This window comes from Erwinia sp. L03-1 (genome assembly GCF_058686115.1).
On record NZ_CM178762.1, the window covers coordinates 315,107 to 328,303 of the forward strand.

The window sequence follows — 13,197 nt, forward strand, 5'->3', positions numbered from 1 at the left end:
TGTTGTTACAGTAACGTATGAAACAAAACCTGTTCTCCCCGGTTTGTTTCAGCGTGAGCCGTCACCGGCGTAGTAAAAGCGTCGGCCGGATTAAATAAAAAGTACCCTGGAAAAGGAACTTAAGGATGAGTAAAAAGGAAGGAAACCCGCGCTCGCGGGACATTACCCCCATTTATCTGGGCGACGGAAAGTTTCAGTTTAAGGGCCCCCAGAAAGCCTGCTATTTGACATTAATGAATGGCGGAAGCTGGGCATGGGTTATGGACAGAGGTGACGGGGGCATTGCGTTTTGCATGCCTTTGTCAGACAGGGAAATTAAGCTCGCCCTGGCCATGTTGGGCGTTTCAGAGTCCCCCCGGTATACCCCGGAAACGGTTAAAGCGGCCGAAGCGTCTCTGACTGCTGCTGGCGCGCTGGCGCTGGCGCGAGCCCCGGGCGCGGTACAGCTGGCAATCGCCGGAGAAGGGGTGATGGGTGCTGCCAGTTCCTTGCTGGCCGCGTTAGGCCGGGCCGCCTCGGCTGTGGCCGCAGGCGCGGCAGGCGGCATTGCGATTGCCGCCATTTTCCATTCTCCGGAGGTGGGGGCTGGCAGCGACAGAGTGCCGGGGCGTGATGTCGCTGCGATGTTCGCAATGCCTGCCAGCACTCTGTTACCTAACAGGAAAGGGCTGGAGCCGGGCGTACGGACGGCAGACCTGGCGGTACGCGCTTCGCTGGTGATGAGCAACGGTGAGCTGGCGTTAAAACTGCTGAAAACCGGAGAGGGTGGATTACCGTCGGCGGTACCGGTCCTGACGGCGGTGCGGGATGCAGCGACAGGGCTGGATATGATCACTCTGCCTGCGGTAGCGGGCCAGCCACCGCGGACCATTTTGATCAACCCGGCTCCCGGGCCATCTGCGCCGTCAAATACCGGTAATTCGGCTCCGTCAGTCCCGGTAACGCCGGTGCATACCGGAACAGTGATAAAACCGGTTGGGACGATTCAGATCACCACCACGCCAGTGGCCGATCCGGGCGGGATGCAGGATTTTGTTTACTGGCAGCTGGACGCCAGCGGCAGCGGCGTGCAGCCGGTGTATGTTGTACTGACGGACCCTCTGGATTCAGGGCGTTACACCCGCAGGCAGCTTGACAAGAAATATAAGCATGCCGGGAAGTTTGGAATTACCGACACGCGAAAAAATAGCACCACGCTGACGCAGTTTCGCGATGCAATAGAGGCGCACCTGAAGGATAAGGACACCATTGAGCGGGGGAGATACGGACGGGTGAAAGGCTCCCGGGTATATTTTAACCCCGGAACGATGAATGTTGTCGTCCTTACAATAGAGGGTGGTTTCCTGAGTGGCTGGAAAATTGACCCGAAAAAAGACAACGGCAGGATCTATTTAGAAACGGAGGTTTTATGAGCACAATTAAGCTGGTCGAGCTGGGAAGAGACTTCCTCAGCAACAGGATTAGTGCTGAACAGTTTTGCGAAGATATCGTTATCGAACGGGACAGGTTATGGGGAGTGAGAGAGCCGGATAAGGCGGTAGATCGCTGCGGAGAGGAACTTTTCATGGCAGCCGACTGCTATGACCCTGAACCGGATCGCAGCAAAGGAGAGCTGAATGAGGCCGAATTAAGGGCGGAAGTGAAAGCCCTGCTGGAGCAGTTTAACCTGCTCTGAGCTGCACTCCTTCGGAATACCTGCATGCCGGGACGATGAATGCTGTCGTCCTTAAAATAGAGGGTGATTTCCATTCAGGCTGGAAAATTGACCCGGCAATCGATAACGGCAGGATCTGTTTAGATACGGAGGTTTTATGAGCAGAGTTAAATTGGTCGAGCTGGGAAGAGACTTCCTCAGCAACAGGATTAGTGCTGAACAGTTTTGCGAAGATATCGTTATCGAACGGGACAGGTTATGGGGGGTGAGAGAGCCGGATAAGGCGGTAGATCGCTGCGGAGAGGAACTTTTCATGGCAGCCGACTGCTATGACCCTGAACCGGATCGCAGTCGCTATAGCTGCGAGATGAATGAGGCCGAATTAAGGGCGGAAGTGAAAGCCCTGCTGGAGCAGTTTAACCTTCTGTGAGCTGCACTCCTTCGGAATACCTACATGCCGGGACGATGAATGCTGTCGTCCTTAAAATAGAGGGTGATTTCCATTCAGGCTGGAAAATTGACCCGGCAATCGATAACGACAGGATCTGTTTAGAAACGGAGGTTTTATGAGCAGAGTTAAATTGGTCGAGCTGGGAAGAGACTTCCTCAGCAACAGGATTAGTGTTGAACAGTTTTGCGAAGATATCGTTATCGAACGACGCAAGTTATGGGGAGTGAGAGAGCCGAATAAGGCAGTAGATCGCTGCGGAGAGGAACTTTTCATGGCCGCTGACTGCTATAACCCTGTACCGGATCGCAGTCGCTATAGCTGCGAGCTGAATGAGGCCGAATTAAGGGCGGAAGTGAAAGCCCTGCTGGAGCAGTTTAACCTGCTCTGAGCTGCACTCCTTCGGAATACCTGGATGCCGGGACGATGAATGCTGTCGTCCTTACAATAGAGGGTGATTTCCATTCAGGATGGAAAATTGATCCGACAATCGACAATCGACAATCGACAATCGACAATCGACAATCGATAACGGCAGGATCTGTTTAGAAACGGAGGTTTTATGAGCACAATTAAGCTGGTCGAGCTGGGAAGAGACTTCCTCAGCAACAGGATTAGTGCTGAACAGTTTTGCGAAGATATCGTTATCGAACGACGCAAGTTATGGGGGGTGAGAGAGCCGGATAAGGCGGTAGATCGCTGCGGTGGTGAGCTTTTCATTTCAGCTGACTGCTATAACCCCGACTCGGATCGCGACGACTACGAGCTGGATGAGGCCGAATTAAGGGCGGAAGTGAAAGCCCTGCTGGAGCAGTTTAACCTTCTGTGAGCTGCACTCCTTCGGAATCCCTGCATGCCGGAACGATGAATGCTGTCGTCCTTACAATAGAGGGTGATTTCCATTCAGGGTGGAATATTAACCCGAAAAAAGACAACGGCAGGATCTGTTTAGAAACGGGGGTTTTATGAGCTGGATTAGTCAAATCGAGTTAGGAAGAGAATTGGTCAACAACCAGATCAGTGCTGAGCAGTTTTCCGAAGATATAATAAAAGGACGTCGTAAGTTATCTGAAGAAGAGCCCAATAAAGCAATAAACTGGTGCGCGGGCGAGCTTTTCATTTTGGCTGATTGCTATAACTCCGACTCGGATCGCGACGACTACGAGCTGGATGAGGCTGAATTAAGGGCGGAAGTGAAAGCCCTGCTGGAGCAGTTTAACCTGCTCTGAGCTGCACTCCTTCGGAATCCCTGGATGCCGGGACGATGAATGCTGTCGTCCTTACAATAGAGAGTGATTTCCATTCAGGCTGGGAAATTGACCCGGCAATCGATAACGGCAGGATCTGTTTAGAAACGGAGGTTTTATGAGCACAATTAAGCTGGTCGAGCTGGGAAGAGACTTCCTCAGCAACAGGATTAGTGCTGAACAGTTTTGCGAAGATATCGTTATCGAACGACGCAAGTTAAGGGATGTGACAGAGCCGGATAAGGCGGTAGAACGCTGCGGAGAGGAACTTTTCATGGCAGCCGACTGCTATGACCCTGAACCGGATCGCAGTCTCTATAGCTGCGAGCTGAATGAGGCTGAATTAAGGGCGGAAGTGAAAGCCCTGCTGGAGCAGTTTAACCTGCTCTGAGCCATCTTCGTTGTGACCTGCCTGGGGCCGTTAGGCCGGGCGGGGTTTATGCGGGGCTGATATAGCTAATTTCATTGACGTACCAGGTTGCCTCGCCGATCGGTGTGTGAACCAGCGCGACATCGCCCACCTCTTTTTTCAGCAGCGCGCGGGCCATTGGCGAGTCGATCGAGATGTAGTCATTACGGCCAAAAATTTCATCATAGCCGACGATGCGAAAGCGCTTAATGTCGCCGTCATCGTTTTCTATCTCTACCCAGGCACCAAAGAAGACTTTACCATCCTGCTGCGGTGAGTAATCCACAATGCGCAGTTGCTCAAGGCACTTAGTGAGGTAACGGACGCGACGGTCGATCTCGCGCAGGCGCTTTTTGTTATATTGATAGTCTGCATTTTCGCTGCGATCGCCAAGGCTGGCCGCCCAGGTGACTTTTTTGGTCACTTCAGGGCGATCTTCCCGCCAGAGAAAGTCCAGTTCCTGCTTCAGCCTGTCGTAGCCTTCGCGGGTGATCAGTTTAGTTTTCATCGTTGGCCCATTTTCTCTGCTGCAATCTCTCAGGTTATTTTGTGGTGTGCTGCGGGCAGATGCAAATTCATTACGGCGTATCGGCCGTGCGTTACTGTTTGTTTGCGTTGATTATTCGTGCCTGCGCTTCTCTGCCTGCGGCCAGCCCCGGTGCTGCTTTTTTGATTCAGGTTAAAGATAAGCTGCTGTTTAATATGCTTTGTAACAATTTCGGCTACAATATAAACCATTATTGACTGTTACATTCAGGCATCTTTTTTAAGAATAATGGCTCAGGCAATTGCGCCTTTGGGAGTAACGAAATGCAAGAAAATTACAAAATCCTGGTCGTAGATGATGATATGCGCTTACGTGCACTGCTCGAACGCTATCTGACCGAGCAGGGCTTCCAGGTACGCAGCGTGGCCAACGCCGAACAGATGGATCGCCTGCTGACCCGTGAGTCCTTTCATCTGATGGTACTGGACTTAATGCTGCCGGGAGAAGACGGCCTGTCAATTTGCCGCCGCCTGCGCAGCCAGAGCAACCCGATGCCGATTATTATGGTTACCGCCAAGGGCGAAGAGGTGGACCGCATCGTCGGGCTGGAAATCGGGGCGGATGACTATATTCCAAAACCCTTTAACCCGCGTGAACTGCTGGCTCGCATTCGCGCCGTGCTGCGCCGTCAGGCCAACGAACTGCCGGGTGCGCCTTCCCAGGAAGAAGCCGTTATCGCTTTCGGCAAGTTCAAGCTGAATCTCGGGACGCGTGAAATGTTCCGCGAAGACGAGCCTATGCCACTGACCAGCGGTGAATTCGCCGTACTGAAAGCACTGGTAAGCCACCCGCGTGAGCCGCTGTCGCGCGACAAGCTGATGAATCTGGCCCGCGGTCGCGAATACAGCGCCATGGAGCGATCCATTGACGTGCAGATTTCTCGCCTGCGCCGCATGGTGGAAGAAGATCCCGCTCACCCACGCTATATCCAGACCGTCTGGGGTCTGGGCTACGTATTCGTTCCGGACGGCAGTAAAGCATGAGGCGGATCCGCTTCTCACCCCGTAGTTCCTTTGCGCGCACGCTGCTGCTGATCGTTACCCTGCTGTTCGTCAGCCTGGTAACGACCTATCTGGTGGTGCTGAACTTTGCCATTCTGCCGAGCCTTCAGCAGTTTAACAAAGTGCTGGCCTATGAGGTGCGCATGCTGATGACCGACCGGTTACAGCTTGAGGACGGTACGCAGCTTGAGGTGCCGCCGGCATTTCGTCGTGAGATCTATCGCGAGCTGGGTATCTCGCTGTATACCAATGCAGCGGCGGAAGAGAGCGGATTACGCTGGGCGCAACATTACGAGTTTCTCAGTCAGCAGATGGCGCAGCAGCTGGGTGGTCCGACCGACGTCCGCGTGGAGGTTAACAAGAACTCCCCGGTCGTCTGGCTGAAAACCTGGCTGTCGCCGGATATCTGGGTAAGGGTGCCGCTGACGGAGATCCACCAGGGTGATTTTTCACCGCTGTTCCGCTACACGCTGGCGATAATGCTGCTGGCCATCGGCGGTGCCTGGCTGTTTATCCGCATTCAGAACCGCCCGCTGGTGGAGCTGGAGCACGCCGCGCTTCAGGTAGGGAAGGGGATTATTCCGCCGCCGCTGCGCGAGTACGGCGCTTCGGAGGTGCGTTCGGTCACCCGGGCCTTCAACCAGATGGCGGCTGGCGTTAAGCTGCTGGCCGATGACCGAACGCTGCTGATGGCCGGCGTCAGCCATGACCTGCGAACCCCGCTAACGCGTATCCGCCTGGCAACGGAGATGATGTCGCAGGAAGATGGCTATCTGGCAGAGTCGATCAACAAAGACATTGAAGAGTGCAATGCGATTATCGAGCAGTTTATTGATTATCTGCGCACGGGCCAGGAGATGCAGTTTGAACGGGCCGATCTCAATGGTGTACTGGGCGAGGTCGTGGCGGCAGAGAGCGGATATGAACGCGAAATTGATAATGGCGTGATGCTGGGTGAGCTGATGCTGGACATCAACCCGCTGTCGATTAAGCGCGCAGCCGCGAATATGGTGGTTAACGCCGCGCGCTACGGCAACGGCTGGATCAGAGTCAGCAGCGGCAGCGAGCTTCAGCGGGCCTGGTTCCAGGTTGAAGATGACGGCCCGGGCATCCATCCCGATCAGCTTAAGCACCTGTTCCAGCCCTTTGTTCGCGGCGACAGTGCCCGCAGCACCAGTGGCACCGGCTTAGGCCTGGCGATTGTGCAACGCATTATTGATGCCCATCAGGGGACGCTGGATATTGGGGAAAGCGAACGGGGCGGGCTGCGTATTCGCGCTTATCTGCCTCTGCCTGATAACAGCGCATTACCGCCAGCGGTCAGCAGTAGCTGAATCCTGGTCTTAACCGCAATAAGAGAGGTCGTTTATCCAAACGACCTCTCTTTTTTTACAGCTGGGGGCCGGCGGGGATCAGCGCTTCACCGGCAGGGGTATCGGTATATTTATCGAAGTTTACGATAAACCGCTGAGCCAGATCGCGGGCTTTACCCTCCCACGCCTCCGCGCTGTCGTAAGCGTTTCGGGGGTCCAGGATCTGTGCATCCACGCCCGGCAGGGAAGTCGGCATCGCCAGATTAAAAATCGGCAGGTTCTGCGTCTCTGCATCGGCTAACTGCCCGCTGAGGATAGCGTTGATTATCGCGCGCGTATCCTTGATCGAGATGCGTTTGCCGCTGCCGTTCCAGCCGGTATTGACCAGATAAGCCTCTGCGCCTGCTGCTTCCATTCGCTTCACCAGCACGTCGGCATACTGAGTAGGATGTAGCATCAGGAAAGCCGCGCCGAAGCAGGCGGAGAAGGTCGGTGTCGGTTCGGTAACGCCGCGTTCCGTACCGGCCAGCTTGGCGGTAAAGCCGGAAAGGAAGTGATACTGAGTCTGGTCCGGCGTCAGGCGTGAAACCGGCGGCAGAACGCCGAAGGCATCCGCGGTGAGGAAAATCACTTTCTTAGCGTGGCCCGCTTTTGAAACCGGTTTTGCGATGTTTTCAATATGATTGATCGGGTAGGAGACGCGGGTGTTTTCCGTCTTGCTGCCATCATCATAATCCACTGAACCATCGGCGCGAACGACCACGTTCTCCAGCAGCGCATCGCGGCGTATTGCCTGATATATTTCCGGCTCGGCCTCGGCAGAAAGCTTAATGGTCTTGGCGTAGCAGCCGCCCTCAAAGTTAAACACGCCGTCGTCGTCCCAGCCGTGTTCATCATCCCCAATCAGCTTTCGCTGAGGATCGGTAGAGAGGGTCGTTTTACCGGTGCCTGAGAGGCCAAAAAAGACCGCCACGTCGCCTTTCTCGCCAACGTTGGCAGAACAGTGCATCGAGGCGATGCCCTTAAGCGGCAGCAGATAGTTCATGACCGCAAACAGCCCTTTCTTCATTTCGCCACCGTACCAGGTACCGCCGATCAGCTGGATACCCTCGGTGAGATTGAAAGCCACAAAGTTCTCAGAGTTAAGGCCCTGCTGCTTCCAGTCGGGATTAGTGCATTTCGCCCCGTTCATTACCACAAAATCAGGGACAAAATCGCTCAGCGCTTCATCGTCCGGGCGGATAAACATATTTTTGACAAAATGCGCCTGCCAGGCCACTTCAGTAATAAAACGAACGCACAGACGGCTATCCGGGTTTGCACCGCACCAGCTGTCAACGACAAACAGACGCTTTCCGGAGAGTTGATGGGTGACTAATGACTTCAGAGACTGCCAGGTTTCGTCGCTGAGCGGCTGATTGTCATTTTTACCCTTGCCCTGATCGTTCCACCACAGCGTATCGCGGGTGGTATCGTCGCGAACGATATACTTATCTTTCGGCGAGCGGCCGGTAAAATCACCGGTATCAACGGCAATTGCACCGGAATTCGTTTCAATACCGCGCTCGTAGCCGGTCAGACCGGGGCGAGTTTCTTCATGGTAGAGCGTTTCGTAATCCGGATTATAAATAATCTCAACCGTATCCGTTATGCCATAAGCGATGAGGTCCTGCGGGGTCAGGTCTCGCATAGTACTGCTCCTTTTCGGCTCTGTTCTGCAAAAGAGTGTAGGATAATTTTTATCCGTTGACCGTGACGGGGCGCGCGCCTGACCGGATCCCGGCCAATACGCACGCGCGCAGTTTACACTTGTCTTATCGAAGGGAAAGTAGCAGGGTGCAGAAATGAGAGGCAGGGCGTGAATCTTACGAAAAATTAATACATTGCGCCTAAAAATATGCCACCGACTCGGGTAAAGTCGATGGCATTATGCGCTTTCAGTCAGGTTGGAGCGGATGCAGAAAAGCGTTAGTGAAGACGGTCGCTATCGCCCGCACCCGCGTCATTGCGGATGGCCGCAATATCTACGGCATCGTAGAGGTAGTTTTTGCCGCAGTAGTCGCAGTGCATATCAATCTTGCCATCTTCAGCCAGCATCTGGTCGACTTCAGCGACGGGCAGAGTGCTCAGAACTTCACCACAGCGCTGATGAGAGCAGGAGCATTTGAAGCAGACATCCTGAGGATCGTACAGCGTCACCTCTTCCTGATTATACAGACGCCACAGCACTTCCTGCGCGGGAAGGTTAAGCAGCTCTTCTGTTTTAATCGTCCCGGTTAAGGTGGTCAGATGCTCAAAGTCATCGGTTTTCGTCTCCTGCGCGGGCAGAACCTGAAGCAGGATCCCTGCCGCGCCCGGCTGACCTTCTGCCTCGCCGGTGCGGATAAACAGACGCGTTGGCAGCTGCTCGGAACGCATAAAATAGTCTTCCAGGCATTCCGCCAGCGTTTCTCCCTCCAGCCCCACTACGCCCTGATAACGCTCACCCTCATCCGGGGAGAGCGTTATTACCAGGTAACCGTTACCCACCATCTCTTTCAGGCTGCTGCCGGGGGCGATATCGCCCTGCATGCGCGCCACGCCGCGCATTTCCTGCTTGTTATTGCCGTTAATCACCGCCAGGTTGAGAGGGCCATCGCCCTGAAGCTGAACGGTAATATTACCGGCAAACTTCAGCGTGGCGGTAAGCAGGCTGGTAGCAACCAGCAGCTCGCCCAGCACCTGTTGAACCGGCTGTGGGTAATCATGCCCGTCGATGATGTCGCGCCAGGTGGTGGAAACGCTGACCAGTTCTCCACGCACGGCGTAGTTTTCGAACAGATAGCGGTGCAGTTGGTCTTGATGAGCCATAGTTCTCTCTCGTTAACGACGGATTATTCGTCGCCGGTATTTTTAAATTTCATTAAGTCCCGGCGCTCCTTTTTATCAGGGCGACGGTCGGGGTGGGGCATACTCAGCGCATTCATTTTTCGCGCCAGCGCTATTTTTTCCCGTTTCTCAATACTTTGTGCCGTTTCGGCGTACATCTGCTGGGCTTCTGATGCTGGACGGCGCTGGTCACCGACCAGGCGCACTACCACCGTACGTTCATCATTGCCCTGGCGGAGCGTCAGTTCCGCATCTGGCTCAACAATCTTGCTGGGCTTGCTGCGCTGACCGTTATAGTGAACCTTGCCGCCTTCGATCATCTGGCGCGCAGCGGCACGCGTCTTATAAAACCGCGCGGCCCACAGCCATTTATCGAGCCGAACCGCCTCTGCGGGTTTCTCTTTCATCGCAGCTCCTTTTCGGGAATAACCTTATGTATGGGTGGAAAGCCAGAATTCAAGGCGCGTCTTTAGCGGTTAATTGCTGACGCGGTCGGGCAGGTCAGAAGGGGATTAAGAGACGTGCCACCGTTAAAAATAGCATAAAAGTGGCAGGCTCAGAACTGCGGGCGAAAGCTCTGGGTGCTGTTCAACGTAGGATTGAAGCACTTGTCATAATAATTCTGAATGGCGTTAATCCGCAAGCGGTTGCGGTGCATGCGCCGCAGCGCCAGCAGGCTATTAACAATAAAACTCAGCGCGACGACTAACAGCAGCAGGGTTGTTCCCAGATAGCGGAATAGCGTAATGGTATCGGGGGCGCTATGCAGGGCGATATGCCGGGTGCCGTTCGCATCGGTGCTGATGTTAGTAACAATCCCGCTGGCGGAGAAGGGAGTATGCAGCAACATACCCGAAAGACGCTGCAACTCCGGCCACTGATCCGGGGCGTTATAATCAAACAGTGAGATATTCGGAGCCTGCTGGCTAACCAGCTGACGACCTTCGTCGCTGAGGATCAGAAAGCCGCCCGGCGGTGGGCTGTTCAGCGATTCGGCAGCGCGGCGCGTTTCCCGGTAGAAAAACGAAGACGTGGCCGTATTCACCAGATTCTCCAGGGCTTCCGCGCTTACCGGGCGCAGCAGCACGTTCATGCCGTTTAGCGAACCGGAATCTGCGCGCTGAACCAGCGTTTCCCAGTCTTTGGCATTACCCAGGTTAACCAGCGCGTTCTTCAGCCTCACGCAGTCCTGATCCTGGCTACACAGCTCCTGCGTTCTCAGCACAATGTCCGAAAAGTCATCCAACAGGATCATACCGGACTTTTGAATGGCGGTGGCAAGCTGCGGATTAAGTTTAGGGTCGGGACTACCCTGTGGATGCAATTGAAGACTGGTGGTATTAAGCAGCGCGGTCGCCTTATCAATAATATCTGACTGCGGCTGTGGCAGCGGCGGTGAGTTATTCCAGTACACTGCCGAGCAGTCAAAAGGCATAAACGCATAGCTGCGGTTACCCTGGTAGGTAGTGGGGATGGAGCACATGCCTCTGCCGCTAACTTTCAGACGGTCGCCCACGCGCAGTGGGATTTTTTCCAGATCGTTAACCGAGGTAACCTGAACGCTCTCGGTTCCTTTGAGCCAGGCCATGCTCAGCTTTAACGGCATACTGAGCGGCACCCACGCGATCAGCAGGGCCAGCACCAGCAGGGAACCTGCCGCCAGCACCACGTTTTTGCGCCAGCGCTGAACCGGGAAGTGGCGGACCTCATCCTGTAGCGAAAGAAACCGACCCTGGCGCACGACATGGCGGTTCAGGTAGATATCGACTTCCGTCTCTTTCCCAAAATCCTGGGTAATGTAAGGCTGCCAGTGGGCGGGATAAATCAGGTCGATGATGCCCAGGGAGATATTGCCAATCTGCCCCTGATTGGATTCGCCAAACAGACCCCAGCGCTTTGGCGCACCGCGCAGACAGTGGATCTCACGCAGATCTTTTTCAGAGGGGCGATGATAAAGTGACCAGCCGCTGACCAAAATGATGACCACCGCGGCCAGGTTAAGCCAGGGCATCATGAGCAGCGGGCCAACGAGGCTGACAAAAAAGAGCATCAGCGCGACACCGATAGCGACGGCCTCCCGCGTACCGTCAGGTCGGCTAAGCGCATACTCCTCCGGCGTCTCTTTACGTACGCTCAGGAGCTCAATATGCTCACTCTCTTCTTTGCGGATCGACGCATTTTGCGCCAGTGGCCGGGCTGCTGCTGCTGCCATCGCTGGCTGCTCGTAGATGTAGTTCACCAGCGAGTGGCCATTAAGCGAGATCACCAGAGGGATGGTCTGGGTTTTGATCAGTTCGACAAAGTTTTCTTCGGCAATGTACTGTTCCCACTGCGGCGGAAGATGAACCTCAACGGCATCAAGATAGTATCGCCAGTTGTGCGGCTCGTCCGTGGACAACCCGTAGCGGGTTATTGAGCGCGTGACGGGATAGACATTGTTGCTTTGAGAGGTCAGTGCCAGCGGATCTACCGCAGGGCTGGCACCGGAAGACAGTGAGGCGTCACGATTTTTAGCCAGTGAGGCGATATAGCGCTCAATGCCTTTACGTTCGTCATCATTCAGTTTACGAAAGGGGGGACTAATGAATGGCAGTGGTTTCGCCAACGGCGGACGATGCCGCATAGCGTACCAAAAGAAACAACCCGCCCCGACCGAGCAGGCCAGCATTACAGCCAATATGATGACTATTGTGCTCATGCTTCCCTCATTCCTGCCACTCTGCTCCCGTCGCTATTCTGGTGGTTACCTGCCTGGTACATATTGCTGGTGACATTGTGGCGGGTTTAGACGGCGCTGGCAATCCGCTGAGTATATAAAAATAGCACACAAAATCATTAAATTAGAATTATGTTGTATAAGCCCCGTACCAGATCCTACCAAGCTACAGGCGGGCTAAGTATCGGCGTATTCCTATTTTTGACTGATAAGATTGACATTTTTTAAATCTTTTCAGTGTCGCGTAAATCATATTTGTTATAACCGCGGAAAATAATCTGTGCAATGATTGGCATACTCTTTTTGCTGCCGCACAATGGGAAGCCGGTACCCTGTACCGACACTCGCGGGCTGTTAAGCCCATTTTTAGGCGTTCCGCTGGGGCCACTATGACCAGACAACTACAGAAACCCGACATCCTTAATGTTGAAGCCGTGGCACGCTCGCGCCTGTTTACCGTCGAGGCCGTAGATCTGGCGTTCAGTAATGGAGCCCGACGCGTTTACGAGCGGATGAAGCCCTCCGATCGTGAGGCCGTAATGATTGTGCCAATCATTGGCGACGATCTGATCCTGATTCAGGAATATGCGGTGGGGCTGGAGTGTTACGAGCTGGGCTTTCCGAAAGGCCTGATCGATCCGGGTGAAACCCCGTTTGAGGCGGCAAATCGCGAGCTGAAAGAAGAAGCCGGGTTTGGTGCGCACAGGCTGGAAACGCTGGCAAAGCTCACCATGGCGCCTTCCTATTTTTCCAGCAAAATGAATATCGTTGTGGCTGAGCAGCTTTACGAAGAGAAGCTGGAAGGAGATGAGCCGGAGCCGCTTCCGCAGGTTCGTTGGCCGTTAAATAACCTGCTGGGTCTGCTGCAGGAACCAGATTTCCGCGAGGCGCGCAACGTCAGTGCGCTTTTCCTTGTTCGTGAATGGCTGGTTAAGCAGGGCCGTCTGCGCTATTAAAGCAGCCCGCCTTTTTGACCTGATGCGGGTTAGCGCGG

Annotated in this window: 15 protein-coding genes; 10 read left to right on the top strand and 5 right to left on the bottom strand. The window is 54.4% G+C overall.

The annotated features are described in order from the left end of the window. Nucleotides 1-125 precede the first annotated feature (125 nt). From AC4PCC_RS01350 to AC4PCC_RS01380, 7 genes are all read left to right on the top strand, one after another. Nucleotides 126-1,412, top strand: coding sequence for an S-type pyocin domain-containing protein (locus AC4PCC_RS01350; RefSeq protein ID WP_492126169.1), 1,287 nt, complete (start codon nucleotides 126-128; stop codon nucleotides 1,410-1,412). Then, a complete protein-coding gene (locus AC4PCC_RS01355; RefSeq protein ID WP_345829288.1) occupies nucleotides 1,409-1,675 on the top strand; it encodes a colicin immunity domain-containing protein in 267 nt (88 codons plus the stop codon). Before AC4PCC_RS01350 ends, AC4PCC_RS01355 begins: the two co-directional genes overlap by 4 nt. Before the next feature lie 136 nt (nucleotides 1,676-1,811). Further along, nucleotides 1,812-2,084: a colicin immunity domain-containing protein gene (locus tag AC4PCC_RS01360; RefSeq protein WP_492126170.1), complete on the top strand. Its 273-nt coding sequence runs from the start codon at nucleotides 1,812-1,814 to the stop codon at nucleotides 2,082-2,084. A 136-nt stretch (nucleotides 2,085-2,220) separates the two neighbouring features. Further along, nucleotides 2,221-2,493, top strand: a complete 273-nt coding sequence (locus AC4PCC_RS01365) for a colicin immunity domain-containing protein (protein WP_492126171.1) — start codon at nucleotides 2,221-2,223, stop codon at nucleotides 2,491-2,493. A 171-nt stretch (nucleotides 2,494-2,664) separates the two neighbouring features. After that, nucleotides 2,665-2,931, top strand: coding sequence for a colicin immunity domain-containing protein (locus AC4PCC_RS01370; protein ID WP_492126172.1), 267 nt, complete (start codon nucleotides 2,665-2,667; stop codon nucleotides 2,929-2,931). 136 nt (nucleotides 2,932-3,067) lie between these two features. Then, entirely contained in the window at nucleotides 3,068-3,331 is a 264-nt protein-coding gene (locus tag AC4PCC_RS01375; RefSeq protein ID WP_492126173.1) for a colicin immunity domain-containing protein, read from the top strand. A 136-nt stretch (nucleotides 3,332-3,467) separates the two neighbouring features. Continuing rightward, nucleotides 3,468-3,740 carry a colicin immunity domain-containing protein gene (locus AC4PCC_RS01380; protein ID WP_492126174.1) on the top strand — a complete coding sequence of 91 codons (273 nt, stop codon included), beginning with the start codon at nucleotides 3,468-3,470 and terminating at the stop codon, nucleotides 3,738-3,740. Between the two features lie 46 nt (nucleotides 3,741-3,786). Here the strand turns inward: AC4PCC_RS01380 and greB are convergent, their stop codons facing one another. Further along, a complete protein-coding gene (gene greB / locus AC4PCC_RS01385) occupies nucleotides 3,787-4,266 on the bottom strand; it encodes a transcription elongation factor GreB (protein ID WP_492126175.1) in 480 nt (159 codons plus the stop codon). A gap of 302 nt (nucleotides 4,267-4,568) precedes the next feature. On the opposite strand from greB, the gene ompR reads away from it, so the two are divergent. Further along, nucleotides 4,569-5,288: an osmolarity response regulator transcription factor OmpR gene (gene ompR, locus AC4PCC_RS01390; RefSeq protein ID WP_001157751.1), complete on the top strand. Its 720-nt coding sequence runs from the start codon at nucleotides 4,569-4,571 to the stop codon at nucleotides 5,286-5,288. Continuing rightward, nucleotides 5,285-6,640, top strand: coding sequence for a two-component system sensor histidine kinase EnvZ (gene envZ, locus AC4PCC_RS01395; protein WP_492126176.1), 1,356 nt, complete (start codon nucleotides 5,285-5,287; stop codon nucleotides 6,638-6,640). The genes ompR and envZ overlap by 4 nt, the downstream gene beginning before the upstream one ends. Nucleotides 6,641-6,695: 55 nt before the next feature. On the opposite strand, the gene pckA is transcribed toward envZ, so the two are convergent. The 4 genes from pckA to AC4PCC_RS01415 all read right to left on the bottom strand — a co-directional run bounded on the left by pckA (nucleotide 6,696) and on the right by AC4PCC_RS01415 (nucleotide 12,185). Further along, nucleotides 6,696-8,309 carry a phosphoenolpyruvate carboxykinase (ATP) gene (gene pckA, locus AC4PCC_RS01400; protein WP_492126177.1) on the bottom strand — a complete coding sequence of 538 codons (1,614 nt, stop codon included), beginning with the start codon at nucleotides 8,307-8,309 and terminating at the stop codon, nucleotides 6,696-6,698. Nucleotides 8,310-8,587: 278 nt separating this feature from the next. Then, nucleotides 8,588-9,469, bottom strand: a complete 882-nt coding sequence (gene hslO, locus AC4PCC_RS01405; protein WP_067709842.1) for an Hsp33 family molecular chaperone HslO — start codon at nucleotides 9,467-9,469, stop codon at nucleotides 8,588-8,590. 23 nt (nucleotides 9,470-9,492) lie between these two features. Further along, complete coding sequence (gene hslR, locus AC4PCC_RS01410; RefSeq protein ID WP_492126178.1) at nucleotides 9,493-9,894, bottom strand: ribosome-associated heat shock protein Hsp15; 402 nt, start codon at nucleotides 9,892-9,894, stop codon at nucleotides 9,493-9,495. Between the two features lie 149 nt (nucleotides 9,895-10,043). After that, nucleotides 10,044-12,185, bottom strand: coding sequence for an intracellular growth attenuator family protein (locus AC4PCC_RS01415; protein WP_492126179.1), 2,142 nt, complete (start codon nucleotides 12,183-12,185; stop codon nucleotides 10,044-10,046). Nucleotides 12,186-12,592: 407 nt separating this feature from the next. On the opposite strand from AC4PCC_RS01415, the gene nudE reads away from it, so the two are divergent. Next, entirely contained in the window at nucleotides 12,593-13,159 is a 567-nt protein-coding gene (nudE, locus tag AC4PCC_RS01420; protein WP_067709849.1) for an ADP compounds hydrolase NudE, read from the top strand. Nucleotides 13,160-13,197: the final 38 nt, after the last annotated feature.

What these genes read in the sequence shown, in the direction of transcription:
- ompR (WP_001157751.1), top strand. Translation starts at nt 4,569, where the DNA reads ATGCAAGAAAATTACAAAATCCTGGTCGTAGATGATGATATGCGCTTA.
- hslO (WP_067709842.1), bottom strand. Translation starts at nt 9,469, where the DNA reads ATGGCTCATCAAGACCAACTGCACCGCTATCTGTTCGAAAACTACGCC.
- AC4PCC_RS01415 (WP_492126179.1), bottom strand. Translation starts at nt 12,185, where the DNA reads ATGAGCACAATAGTCATCATATTGGCTGTAATGCTGGCCTGCTCGGTC.
- AC4PCC_RS01360 (WP_492126170.1), top strand. Translation starts at nt 1,812, where the DNA reads ATGAGCAGAGTTAAATTGGTCGAGCTGGGAAGAGACTTCCTCAGCAAC.
- AC4PCC_RS01350 (WP_492126169.1), top strand. Translation starts at nt 126, where the DNA reads ATGAGTAAAAAGGAAGGAAACCCGCGCTCGCGGGACATTACCCCCATT.
- AC4PCC_RS01355 (WP_345829288.1), top strand. Translation starts at nt 1,409, where the DNA reads ATGAGCACAATTAAGCTGGTCGAGCTGGGAAGAGACTTCCTCAGCAAC.
- AC4PCC_RS01375 (WP_492126173.1), top strand. Translation starts at nt 3,068, where the DNA reads ATGAGCTGGATTAGTCAAATCGAGTTAGGAAGAGAATTGGTCAACAAC.
- pckA (WP_492126177.1), bottom strand. Translation starts at nt 8,309, where the DNA reads ATGCGAGACCTGACCCCGCAGGACCTCATCGCTTATGGCATAACGGAT.
- envZ (WP_492126176.1), top strand. Translation starts at nt 5,285, where the DNA reads ATGAGGCGGATCCGCTTCTCACCCCGTAGTTCCTTTGCGCGCACGCTG.
- greB (WP_492126175.1), bottom strand. Translation starts at nt 4,266, where the DNA reads ATGAAAACTAAACTGATCACCCGCGAAGGCTACGACAGGCTGAAGCAG.
- nudE (WP_067709849.1), top strand. Translation starts at nt 12,593, where the DNA reads ATGACCAGACAACTACAGAAACCCGACATCCTTAATGTTGAAGCCGTG.
- AC4PCC_RS01365 (WP_492126171.1), top strand. Translation starts at nt 2,221, where the DNA reads ATGAGCAGAGTTAAATTGGTCGAGCTGGGAAGAGACTTCCTCAGCAAC.
- AC4PCC_RS01380 (WP_492126174.1), top strand. Translation starts at nt 3,468, where the DNA reads ATGAGCACAATTAAGCTGGTCGAGCTGGGAAGAGACTTCCTCAGCAAC.
- AC4PCC_RS01370 (WP_492126172.1), top strand. Translation starts at nt 2,665, where the DNA reads ATGAGCACAATTAAGCTGGTCGAGCTGGGAAGAGACTTCCTCAGCAAC.
- hslR (WP_492126178.1), bottom strand. Translation starts at nt 9,894, where the DNA reads ATGAAAGAGAAACCCGCAGAGGCGGTTCGGCTCGATAAATGGCTGTGG.